Here is an 11103-nt window from a genome sequence, read left to right as displayed (position 1 = left end):
ATCTCGGTCATGCGCCGCAGCACCAACGGCAGCGCCGCGCGCGGGATGGTGCCGTCCATGCACAGATAGTCCGGCGAGATGCGCCCCACGGCGGGAAACGCCGCCTTGCGGCCGCTCCAGAACAGCAAGCGCTCCTGCTCCGAAGTCGAAATCTGACAGGTGGTCGAGCCGCAGCCGAGCGCAATCGTCTCGACGCGCGCGATCAGTTCGTCGACCTCGATCTGCGGACCATCGAGCTCGATAATCAGCAGCGCCTCGACATCGAGCGGATAGCCGGCATGGACGAAGGCCTCGGCGGCGTGGATCGCCGGCTTGTCCATCATCTCCATGCCGCCCGGAATTATGCCGGCCGAGATGATGTCGGCGACGCATTGGCCGGCGGCCTCGACGTCGGTGAAGCCGACCATCAGGGCGCGCGCGGTCTCGGGCTTGCGCAGAATGCGGACGGTGACTTCGGTGATGACGCCGAGCAGACCCTCCGAGCCTGTGATCACGCCCATCAGATCGTAGCCGGCGTTCTCGGCACATTTGCCGCCGATGCGCAGCACCTCGCCGTCCATCAGGACGATCTCGCAGCCGAGCACGTTGTTGGTGGTCATGCCGTATTTCAGGCAATGCACGCCGCCGGAATTCTCCGCAATGTTGCCGCCGATCGAGCAGGCGATCTGCGACGACGGATCGGGCGCGTAGTAGAAGCCCATGTGATCGACCGCCTGGCTGATCGCCAGATTGGTGACGCCCGGCTCGACCACGACGGCGCGGTTGTCGTAGTCGATCTCGCGGATGCGCTTGAACTTGCCGAGCCCGAGCAGCACGGCGTCCGCCAGCGGCAGCGCGCCGCCGGACAACGACGTGCCCGAACCGCGCGGCACCACCTTGATGCCGTGCTGATGGCAATAGCGCAGCACCTCGGAGACCTGCTGGGTCGTGCTCGGCAGCACCACCACCATCGGCGGCTGGCGATAGGCCATCAGCCCGTCGGACTCGTAGGGCTTCATCTCGGCGGCGCTGGAGATGGTGCCCTCGCCCGGCACGATCTTGCGGAGCGCCGCGATGATCTCGTCGCGTCGCGCCAGCACGGCCTGGTCCGGCTCGGGCATCAGGATGGTCATGCGATTACTCCTGCGAGGGCCGGACGCGCCTCGCTTGAACGAGAGGTCAGGCGCCGACCAGATTACGCGACGGCACCGCCGCCTGTACCACCAACCCGCGGGCGCGGGCATCCATCACACCGACCGCCCGCAGCGCCAGCAACGTTACCGTCTGCACCGCATCCCGCAGCTTGGCGGGGTCGTCGAGATTGTCCGGCGCCAGAGGCCCGACCAACGATTCGTGCACGGCGCCGAGCAGCGCGGTCGCGGCGATCGCCGTGTCCTGCGCCGGCAGATGTCCGGCGCGCACGGCCGCGCCGATCCGCAGTTCGATCTCGCCGGCGATTTCGCGTCGGCTGGCCAGCCGCGACGCCGAGACATCGACATCGACCGGCTCGGCCAGGATGCCCCAGGCCAGCTTGCGATGCGACAGCACGTGCACGGCGACGGTGGTGACCGCGGCGGCGAGCGCCGAAGATGGGCCTGGCGCGGCATCGGCGGCGCGCCGGATCGCGGCCAGTTCATCCCGCGAGACGTCGACAATCAGCTCGGAGATCAGGTCGGCCTTGGAGGGAAAATAACGATACACCGTGCCGGCCGCAACCTTGGCGCGTGCGGCCACCGGGGCGATCTGCACCGCCGCCATGCCGCCATCAGCTGCGGTTTCGCGAGCGGCCTGCAGGATCGCGCTGCGCCGCGCCGCCAACCGCTTCACCACTTGATGTGTCCGCCGATAGACCATGGCGATCCTCTGTCCCGGGATTCAGCGGTTCGAATTAAGTACGCATATGCGCGTTTCGCCGCGGCATCTCGTTCGAGAAACCGGCGCCCGCCAAATCAGTTGGTAAAAGTGAACACCCCTTCAGACCGCGTGGCAAGGGCTTACAGTTATGAAATGAATGTGCTTATCGCTTAGCCGCCCAGCCCCGCGGCGCGGGCCAGCGCCGCGACCGCCATGGCGGTGACGACCGCGATAAAGTCGTTACGACGAATGATCGTTACCGTCATTGCCGCCGCCAAAGCGACCATGACGATGATACCGCCATTGACGGCGACCGGCAGCGCTGCGGCCACGATGATCGAACCAGGTAGCGCGTCGAGCATCCGCCGTACCCGCGGGGTAATATCGACATAGCGCATCAGCCAATAGCCGCCGAGCCGCGAGGCGACGGTGACTGCCGTCATCACCGCAAAGGCGATCATCACATCGGGGCGCAGCAGGGACTCGCTCATGCCGCGTGCCCATGCGTGGGCGCCGGCTCGTCCATCATCCCGGCACAGGCTGCGCCCGAGATCGCGCCGGCGATGATGAACCACCAGCCTGGCACCAGCCGTTGCACCATCAGCGCGACGATGCCGGAGATCACCCAGGGGATGGCGCGGCGCGCGCCCTTCCAGGCCGGCACCAGCATCGCCGCGTAGAACGCCGGCATCGCGACATCGACGCCGAAGGTACGCGGATCGGACAGCTGCTCGGCCAGCAGATAGCCCGGCACCGAGGAGAACAGCCAGACGAAATACAGCACCAGCGCGCCGCCGAGATAGAACGCCGCGTTGGCGCCGCCGTGCTCGCGATAGCGCATCGCCGCCAGCCAGCCGCCGTCGGTGATCAGCAGCAGCGACGTGTAGGACTGCCAGGGCGGCAGCGTGCCGAACCACGGCCGCATCGAGGCGGTCATCAGGAAGAAGCGGATATTGACGGTGAGCGTCACCAGCGCCAGCGCGGCGATCGACGACGCCGTCAGTTCCGGCGGCCACGACTGCACAGCGACGAATTGCGACAGCCCGCCATAGACGGTGGCCATCATCACTTCGACCTCAGCCAGCGTGAAGCCCCTCTGCGCACAGAGAGCGCCGAACGCCATGCCGAACGCGAGCGTCCCCGGCAGCATCGGCCCGATCGCCACGATGCCGGGCCAGATCGCATCCGGCCCCCAATAGGCCTGCGCCTTGGTGATGTGCGTGGTCATGAACGGTTCCGACTCGCCTGCCCTTGCGTGCGGCCTATGCGCCGCGAGGTCAAGCCTCACGCGCAAAAGGTGCAATGCGGAATATTTACATGTACGGCAACTCCGCGTTACGTTTGCCTGGGCGGATATTTCAGCATGCGTCATTCATCTGTCGGCTCAGTTTCCGAGTTGATCACCTCTTTGTTGCCAAAAGACGGGACACCGGTTTTGAACCGCGTGCTCCGCGTGATGATCGCTCGAGAGCTCGGACGGTCCGTCGACGACGAGGTCTATGAGTCGGCGCGAGATTCTCTCTACTCGGCGGGAGTGATCGGTCGCGTCCGCGGGCAAGGCGGCCAGATCTTTCTTGCGAAGAGCGATGCCAAGCGCCAACCCGACAAGGCGGAGGCACCGTCAAGACGCGCTGAAGCCGATCTGATGAAGCCGCTCGAGCGATTTCTCCAGCAAAGCTTCATTCGAGAGCTCGACATCCCCAAACATGGCACTTGGCTGGTCAAAGACACATCGCGCCTCGGCCCACCGTTGGCACGATGGGCGCGGCCAGACTTCATTCTCGTCACGGCAATGCGCTTCCGCTTCATGCCCGGCGCGCAACTCGACGTCTATTCTTTCGAGCTGAAGGCCGAGAACGGAGCCACTGATCTCGCCGTCTACGAAGCGCTGGCGCAGACCCGCTTCACACATTTCGGTTACCTTGTCTGGCATCTGCCTGAAGGATCGAAAGCCGAAGCGCGGCTGCCGGAAATCACAGCGCAATGCGGGCAGCACGGTGTGGGACTGATCCGCATCCACGATCCGGACAGCGATAACGCTTTCGAAACGGTGCTCGATCCGGTTCGCAAGACGACTCCGGCCGCGGAGGTCGATGGCTTTCTCGAGCAGCGTCTCGACGAGGACGAACGCATGAAGCTGCTGTCCGCACTCGATGGAGCGCGGCCATGAGTGCCAAGATTATCGCCGTCGCGAACATGAAAGGCGGCGTCGGCAAAACGGCGACGGTGGTGTCGCTCAGCGAAGCGCTCGCCGCCAGTGGCAAAAAAGTGCTGGTGATCGACCTCGACGCCCAAGCCAACGCATCGATTTGCCTTGCCGGCGATTCAATGCTGGCCTCCCTGATATCGCGCAGAGCGACGATCGAAGGTTTTCTTGAGAATCACTTGCTCGGAGAACAGACGATGTCGTTTGCAGACGCGATCCGCAACAATATCAGCAATGTCACTCACCTGAACAAGCAATTGACGATTTCGCTGCTGCCTTCCAGCCCCGAACTGCGCTCTTTCGAACAACGCATCATCTATGAACTCACCAGCAAGAAATGGAGCTGGGAGCAGATCGTTGACGGACTATTCGCCGTCATGAAGAAGCAACTGGACCGAACGCGTAAAGATTTTGATTATGTGGTTCTTGACTGTGCACCTGGCATTTCTGTTCTCACCGAAGTGAGTATTCGACTTGCCGATCTCGTCATTGTCCCGACCATTGCAGATTTCTTGTCAACCTTTGGACTGCAGAATTTCTGCATCACCTTGTCTGACCGAGGTCTGAAGGCAAGGATCAGACGCCCCTCGATGCCGCCTCAGGTACTTGTCACGCGGCGGCGGAAGGTAAACATTCAAGAAGACACCGTTTTGAAGCTTCGCAATGAGCACACGGCGGCGAAGCCAAGTTTCAGCGTGTTCGACACGGAAATTCCGGAAGCCGTGGCGGTGGCTGATGCGCTTAGCAAGATCGACAGTTTCCCCAGCTTCTCGCAAAAATGGGGGCCGGTAGTGACGCCTCTCCTCGCTGATCTCGTTAATGAAGTAGAAGGGGTTCTCGATGGCCATCGTCGTTGATGGGTTTCAGGTTCTTAGTCGGATCGGCAAGCACGCTGAATTGTTTCGCGGAGTTCGCGCCGACGTGGACAAGGCCGCGCTAGCTCTTGTGACGAAGGCACTGAAGGCGAAATCACTCGACCCCGCAACTCTGAAAAGCCTTCATCGTGCGCTCGGCGAAGATTTCCCGCTGATTGTCGAAGGTCTGAAGGACGCCGACATCAAGTCAGTCGTCACCAAGCTGGATAAACATCACCTCGACGCCAAAGGCGGCACGGCGGCATGGCGGCGTCAGCATTTGCTGGCGCTTGCCGATGGATCTGCAGAACCTTCTCCGCCCCCCGAGAAGCCAGCCAAGAAAGCCAAAGCTACCAAGGCCCCTTCCAAGAAGACGAAGGCCGAGCCCGAGCGGCTATCCAGCGAGGTAATGGATTTATTCCGCGCCGGTGGCGGCAAGTCAAAGTCTTAGATCAAGCGGCTTGTCCGGCGCTGATGTGCCGGACAAGCCAAGCTGTCAATTCCCGCTCTGTAGTTCGCCGAAGCGCTCCCAGCTCTTCCCGGTGAAGCGCATGAACTGCATCTGGTCGATCGGGACGTGGTCGGTGGGGCTGGTGTTGATGCGGATGCCGGGGAGCAGCATCGGCAGTTCGAGGCTATTGATGGCGAACGCGTGCTTGAGGATGTTCTCGGTCGACAGGTCGTCGCCGCAGGCCTTCAGCACCGCCTCCATCGCCATCGCGCTGTTGTAGGCGTTGATGTAGTTGGCGTCCTGCTGGTCGCCATCGGGCACGTATTTGGTCATGAACTCGCGCCACGCCTTGACGCCGGGATCGTCCTTCCAGGCCGGATCGTCCGGGTCCTTCACATAGGCGGTCGAGATGATGCCGGTGCCGGCTTCGAAACCCGGCGGGCTTCATCACCGAGTTGATCCACACCGAGACGTTGGCCAGGAAGGTCATCGGCTTTCAGGCGATCTCGTGCGCCTTGCGGATCGCCTGGGCGGCGAATTTCGGCGTGGCGGCGATCACCAGTACGTCGGCCCCCGACGACTTCAGCTTGACGATCTGGCTATCGATGGTCGGATCCTGAATTCATAGGTCGCATTGGTGACGCGCTCGTCGTAGCGCTCGCCGAGCACGTCCTTGATGCCGGCGACGTAGTCGCGGCCGAAATCGTCGTTCTGCGAGATCACGGCGAATTTGGCGTCGGGATTTCTGGCCAGCGCGTAGCGCGCATACAGCCGCGCCTCGTAGCGGAACGGCGCCTGCACGCCGACGGTGGCCTGCGGATATTGCGCGACGTCGGCGAACTTCGACGCGCCGGAGCCGACGAACAGCTGCGGGATGTGCTTGCCCTGCAGATATTTGGCGATCGCGGTGTTGTGGGCGGTGCCGATCGACGAGAAGATCAGGGCGACCTCGTCGCTCTCGACCAGGCGCCTGGTCTGCTCCACCGTCTTGGGCGGCGCGTAGCTGTCGTCGAGCGAGATCAGATTGACCTTGCGGCCATTGATGCCGCCGCGCTCGTTGAGCATCTTGAAGTAGCCGACCTCGCCCTTACCGAGCGCGCCGAACGCGGACACCGGGCCGCTATAGGGCATGGTCTGGCCGAGCTTGATCTCGGTCGCGGTGACGCCGCGCATCTCGGCGGCATGGCCGGACGATGCCGTTGCCAGCATCATCACTGCCGCAGCGCACAACGCCACGTTGGTCCACCTCTGGGCCATTTGGATGTTCCTCCCGTAAAGGCGCGGCGTTGGCCGCCGTCGCCGGTTTGCGGCAGGAGGATGTCATGAACATCGCGGTAAGCGAGACGGAAAAGGAAGAAATCCGCAACTACACGGACCACCCTGGCCAGACTAACGTACAGCGGCGACGCGGGTCTTGGCGCGTTGATCCTTGACGTAACCGATGGGGACGCCGAGCCGCTCGATCGTCACCGCAACCTTGGCGTCGATATCCTGGTCGCAGTTCATATGCGTCGGGGCGATGAAGAAGTCGGCGGTCTGCCACACCTGCGCCCAGCGTAGATTATGCGGTGCATGGCGCAGGAAAGTGTCGCGCGGGCCGCACAGCGCCACGGTGTAGACCCGGCCGCTGGCATCGGCAGGATCGGTCCGCGCGATGTAGCGCTCCAGCCGCTGCACCGCTTCGGGCATGATGGTGAACCAGTAATCGGTGACGTAGCGCCGCGATGCGCCCTTCAGGCCGCCGACCAGCGGGTTGTAATACAGATACTCGTAAGGGTGCAGCCGGACCAGCGTCACCGCATTCCAGCCGAGCGCGGCGACGATCAGCATCGCGGCGGCGGCGAACGCCGCGACGCCGATCCGCGACGCCCAGCGCAAGGCGCCATTCAGACCAATGCCGGCGAGCATCGCCAGCGGCGGCAGCACGAACATGAAATGCCGCATGCCGGTGAAAGCAGGCCCGTGGGCGATGACTTCGCACAGCACCGGAAACAGGGCCGCCATCATCACCAAGCCGATCTCGCGGCGCCTGCTGCCAGTGGCTTCGACCTGCTCTCGGCGCAGCAGCAGCGAGGCGATCGCCAGGGAGGCGCCGAGCAGAACGAACAGCGGCGTCTTGATAGTCAGATAGGTCGGCACGTACCAGCGTGGCACCGTCGCCATTTCATAGACGTGGCCTGCCAGCATGGTGCGGATGGCGTAGTGAAACTCGCCGAACGACAGCAGGCCGCGGATCGGATTGAGCGGCGCCAGCGCGGCCCAGGGCCACGCCGCCAGCATGATGGCGTAGGCGATCAGCAACGCCGGCGCGAAACCGATCAGCGACTTGGTCCAAAAGGCGACCGCCTCGCGCGTCGGCCGAAGCGACGGGCCGTTCAGCAAAATCGCCACCGGCAGGTAGCACAGAAGCAGCAGCGCCAGCACCTTGATGCCCAGCGCACAGCCGGTCAGGATGCCGAAGCCGGCGAGATGGCGCAGCTGCGGCTTCGGGCAATCGCGAGCGGCACGGATCAGGAAGTACAGCGCGCCGGCCATCGCGGCGCCGAGCGGCACGTCCTTGGTGTGATGAAACATCGCGCCGTACCAGAAGCCGCAAACCGCCAGCGACAGCCCGGCAAGAAGGCCGGCGCGCGGTCCCGCGACCAGCCGCGCCGTCGCCATCGCGGCGAAGATGCCACCGACGCCACAGGCGGCGCTCAGCAGATGCCGCAGGTCGAACAGATCGAGCGAGGAGACCTTGTGCAGCAGGGTCGCGGTGACGTCGAACAGACCGCCATACAGGTACAGGTTGTCGAAGCTGAACAGCGCGCGGTCGGTGAAGCCGCTGCGATAGTAATCGACGATCAGCTCGCCATAGCGCTGCTGCACCCATTCGTCATTGGTGATGCCGTAGTCGCGGAAGGTGATCAGCACCAGGACGCCGAGTGTGGCAAGCAACGCCAGGGATGCGACGTCGTAGCGGTCGATCTCCGCCGGCCGCGACAGCCCGTGCCCGGTCCAAGTACGTTCCGAAAGCGACGAAGCCGGCGTTGCCAGACGGAGCTCGGTATCGGGAAGCGAAGACGTCATCGATCAGAATGATCCAGGCGCGTGGCGCACGCCGACGACCGCGACAAGGAGTAGCCCCTTGCGCACCATGGCATCCACCGAACTCCCCCAACGGAACCAGCACCTACTTCAGTGGCCGGCGCGAAGCCACCAAAAAGAACGGTCCTTAAGGGGGGGCCTTCAACTTCTTCTGAGACACCGGAAAGTCGGCGGAGTCGTGTTGGCGTTGCACCAGCAGCCGGAGGTTGTCGGCTGCAGCCAAGGTCCGAATGGCTCGGCGCCACTCACCCGCGTTAGCGAGCGGCGCGAAATGCCAGTGTCGTCCACGTGACGCCCGCGACCGCATTAGCTTCCTGCAGCGACTGCTGGTCTTCGATCTGCAACTCGATGGCGAGCCCGTTGGCTTCCGCCTGAGCAACGGTCTCCACCGCAGTGACTGCGAAGATGCGTCGTCCGTACGGTACCGGCCCATGACGAATTTTCATGATGAGTAAGCCAGCGGGCGCGACAAGCCCGGCCACGCGTGCCATCGCGGCGGCGCGCTCATCAGCGTCGAGATGCATCCAAACAGCTGTGACCATGACGAGACCGAAGAGCTCGGTCACGCCGAGCGCGGCCAGCGCCGGAAGGCTGTCGTCAACCCAGGTGATCGCCGGCGATACGTGGAGACGCCGCCCGGCTTCGCGAAAGGCCGCTGTCGGCTCGACGGCGACAACCTGGTGACCCATTGCGGCGAGCCAGGCTGCATCGCGGCCCGAGCCGGCGCCGATATCGAGAACGCGCGTGGGCTTCGGGGGGAGTAGGTGCAGGATCGCGCCGTGGACCTCCGCGGGCACAACACCTTCGTAGCGCGCGATCAGCGCAGCGGCATTGTCAGCGTAAGCCTGCGACCCCGGCACAGCGTCATTCATGCCGATCACCCTGCCTCCAAACGAAAGAAGCGCGGCTCAGCGCCGCGCTTCTCAAGTTCTCTTCGTCGCGTCGCCGATGGCCTTACGCCTGAGGCTGCGGCTCCAGACCCGGATCGGGGCGCGGACGCGGCTTGCCGGCCGGCGGCACCGCAGAAGTGCGCGGACCGGACGGCTCGAGCACGGACTCGCGGTTCGGCTTCTTGCCGTTGATCAGATCGGTAATCTCGTCACCAGTCAGCGTTTCGTATTCGAGCAGACCCTTGGCCAGCGCTTCGAGGTCGGCGCGCTTCTCGGTGAGGATGCGTTCGGCCTCGTTGTAGCCTTCCGCGACCAGCCGCTTGATCTCGGCGTCGATCTTCTGAAGCGTCGCTTCCGATGCGTTCTGAGTGCGCGACACCGACATGCCGAGGAACACCTCGTCCTGGTTCTCGCCATAGGCGACGGTGCCGAGCTGATCGGAAAGGCCCCATCGCGTGACCATCATGCGGGCCAGCTTGGTGGCCTGCTCGATGTCGGACGCGGCACCCGAGGTCACCTTCTCGCGGCCGAAGATCATCTCTTCGGCGACACGGCCGCCCATCATGATGGCGAGGCGCGAGGTCATCTGCTCGAGCGACATCGACAGCTTGTCGCGCTCGGGCAGCTGCATGACCATGCCGAGCGCACGTCCGCGCGGGATGATGGTGGCCTTGTGGATCGGGTCGGTGGCCGGAACGTTCAGGCCGACGATGGCATGGCCGCCTTCGTGATAGGCGGTGAGGAGCTTCTCCTCCTCCGTCATCACCAGCGACTTGCGCTCGGCGCCCATCATCACCTTGTCCTTGGCGTCTTCGAACTCGGACTGGGTGACCATGCGCTTGTTGCGCCGCGCCGCCATCAGCGCCGCTTCGTTGACGAGGTTCATTAGGTCGGCGCCGGAGAAGCCCGGGGTGCCGCGCGCGATGTTCTTCAGGTTGATATCCGGCGCCAGCGGCACCTTGCGGACATGCACCTTGAGGATCTGCTCGCGGCCGACGACGTCCGGATTCGGCACCACGACCTGACGGTCGAAGCGGCCGGGACGCAGCAGCGCCGGATCGAGCACGTCGGGCCGGTTGGTGGCGGCGATCAGGATCACGCCCTCATTGGCCTCGAAGCCGTCCATCTCGACCAGCAGCTGGTTGAGGGTCTGCTCGCGCTCGTCATTGCCCCCGCCGAGGCCGGCGCCGCGATGACGGCCGACCGCGTCGATTTCGTCGATGAAGATGATGCACGGCGCGTTCTTCTTGGCCTGCTCGAACATGTCGCGGACACGGCTGGCGCCGACGCCGACGAACATTTCGACGAAGTCCGAACCCGAGATGGTGAAGAATGGCACGTTGGCTTCGCCGGCGACCGCACGCGCGATCAGCGTCTTACCGGTGCCGGGCGGGCCGACCAGCAACACGCCGCGCGGAATCCGGCCGCCGAGGCGCTGGAATTTGCCCGGATCTCGCAGGAATTCGACGATCTCCTGCAGATCCTGCTTGGCCTCGTCGACGCCGGCGACGTCTTCGAACGTCACGCGGCCGTGCGCCTCGGTCAGCATCTTGGCGCGCGACTTGCCGAAGCCCATCGCCTTGCCGGCGCCGCCCTGCATCTGCCGCGACAGGAAGATCCACACGCCGATCAGCGCGATGAACGGCAGCCAGGAGACCAGCAGCGACACGAACCACGGCACGTTGTCGCCCGGCGGCTTGGCGGTGATCGACACCTTGCCGTTGTACAGCCGGGTGACCAGCGTCGGATCGTTCGGCGCGTAGGTCGGAAGGTCGAGCCGTG

10 protein-coding genes and 1 pseudogene are annotated in these 11103 nt (G+C 64.2%); 3 read left to right on the top strand and 8 right to left on the bottom strand.

The window, feature by feature from the left end; genetic code table 11:
- The 4 genes from I5M_RS03460 to I5M_RS03445 all read right to left on the bottom strand — a co-directional run.
- A partial coding sequence (locus I5M_RS03460) for an FAD-binding protein (protein ID WP_022720126.1) occupies positions 1-1112 on the bottom strand: 1112 nt, incomplete at its 3' end.
- A gap of 46 nt (positions 1113-1158) precedes the next feature.
- Positions 1159-1833 (bottom strand): TetR/AcrR family transcriptional regulator, encoded by a 675-nt coding sequence (locus tag I5M_RS03455; protein WP_022720125.1) that lies wholly within the window; start codon positions 1831-1833, stop codon positions 1159-1161.
- Positions 1834-2003: 170 nt separating this feature from the next.
- Complete coding sequence (locus I5M_RS03450) at positions 2004-2324, bottom strand: AzlD family protein (RefSeq protein WP_022720124.1); 321 nt, start codon at positions 2322-2324, stop codon at positions 2004-2006.
- Positions 2321-3061: an AzlC family ABC transporter permease gene (locus I5M_RS03445; RefSeq protein ID WP_022720123.1), complete on the bottom strand. Its 741-nt coding sequence runs from the start codon at positions 3059-3061 to the stop codon at positions 2321-2323. The genes I5M_RS03450 and I5M_RS03445 overlap by 4 nt, the downstream gene beginning before the upstream one ends.
- Positions 3062-3097: 36 nt before the next feature.
- Here I5M_RS03445 and I5M_RS03440 point away from each other — a divergent pair, with 36 nt between their 5' ends.
- The 3 genes from I5M_RS03440 to I5M_RS03430 are packed head-to-tail and all read left to right on the top strand — an operon-like array spanning position 3098 to position 5344.
- A complete protein-coding gene (locus I5M_RS03440; protein WP_244431923.1) occupies positions 3098-4003 on the top strand; it encodes a hypothetical protein in 906 nt (301 codons plus the stop codon).
- Positions 4000-4896, top strand: a complete 897-nt coding sequence (locus I5M_RS03435; RefSeq protein ID WP_022720121.1) for a ParA family protein — start codon at positions 4000-4002, stop codon at positions 4894-4896. Before I5M_RS03440 ends, I5M_RS03435 begins: the two co-directional genes overlap by 4 nt.
- Complete coding sequence (locus tag I5M_RS03430; protein ID WP_022720120.1) at positions 4880-5344, top strand: hypothetical protein; 465 nt, start codon at positions 4880-4882, stop codon at positions 5342-5344. Before I5M_RS03435 ends, I5M_RS03430 begins: the two co-directional genes overlap by 17 nt.
- 45 nt (positions 5345-5389) lie before the next feature.
- Here the strand turns inward: I5M_RS03430 and I5M_RS29130 are convergent.
- From I5M_RS29130 to ftsH, 4 genes and pseudogenes are all read right to left on the bottom strand, one after another.
- Positions 5390-6556, bottom strand: a pseudogene (locus I5M_RS29130) (ABC transporter substrate-binding protein).
- A 177-nt stretch (positions 6557-6733) separates the two neighbouring features.
- Complete coding sequence (locus tag I5M_RS03420; RefSeq protein ID WP_022720119.1) at positions 6734-8413, bottom strand: glycosyltransferase family 39 protein; 1680 nt, start codon at positions 8411-8413, stop codon at positions 6734-6736.
- A gap of 272 nt (positions 8414-8685) precedes the next feature.
- Positions 8686-9303 carry a bifunctional 2-polyprenyl-6-hydroxyphenol methylase/3-demethylubiquinol 3-O-methyltransferase UbiG gene (locus tag I5M_RS03415; RefSeq protein WP_022720118.1) on the bottom strand — a complete coding sequence of 206 codons (618 nt, stop codon included), beginning with the start codon at positions 9301-9303 and terminating at the stop codon, positions 8686-8688.
- A gap of 82 nt (positions 9304-9385) precedes the next feature.
- A partial coding sequence (ftsH, locus tag I5M_RS03410) for an ATP-dependent zinc metalloprotease FtsH (protein ID WP_022720117.1) occupies positions 9386-11103 on the bottom strand: 1718 nt, incomplete at its 5' end.

It is taken from the genome of Rhodopseudomonas sp. B29 (assembly GCF_000333455.1).
In the GTDB taxonomy this organism is placed as follows: domain Bacteria; phylum Pseudomonadota; class Alphaproteobacteria; order Rhizobiales; family Xanthobacteraceae; genus Rhodopseudomonas.
This window is presented reverse-complemented; position numbering and strand designations above follow the sequence as displayed.

Bases quoted from the DNA above. Each gene is read 5' to 3' on its own strand.
- I5M_RS03455 (WP_022720125.1), bottom strand. From the start codon at position 1,833: ATGGTCTATCGGCGGACACATCAAGTGGTGAAGCGGTTGGCGGCGCGG.
- I5M_RS03450 (WP_022720124.1), bottom strand. From the start codon at position 2,324: ATGAGCGAGTCCCTGCTGCGCCCCGATGTGATGATCGCCTTTGCGGTG.
- I5M_RS03445 (WP_022720123.1), bottom strand. From the start codon at position 3,061: ATGACCACGCACATCACCAAGGCGCAGGCCTATTGGGGGCCGGATGCG.
- I5M_RS03440 (WP_244431923.1), top strand. From the start codon at position 3,098: ATGCGCCGCGAGGTCAAGCCTCACGCGCAAAAGGTGCAATGCGGAATA.
- I5M_RS03435 (WP_022720121.1), top strand. From the start codon at position 4,000: ATGAGTGCCAAGATTATCGCCGTCGCGAACATGAAAGGCGGCGTCGGC.
- I5M_RS03430 (WP_022720120.1), top strand. From the start codon at position 4,880: ATGGCCATCGTCGTTGATGGGTTTCAGGTTCTTAGTCGGATCGGCAAG.
- I5M_RS03420 (WP_022720119.1), bottom strand. From the start codon at position 8,413: ATGACGTCTTCGCTTCCCGATACCGAGCTCCGTCTGGCAACGCCGGCT.
- I5M_RS03415 (WP_022720118.1), bottom strand. From the start codon at position 9,303: ATGAATGACGCTGTGCCGGGGTCGCAGGCTTACGCTGACAATGCCGCT.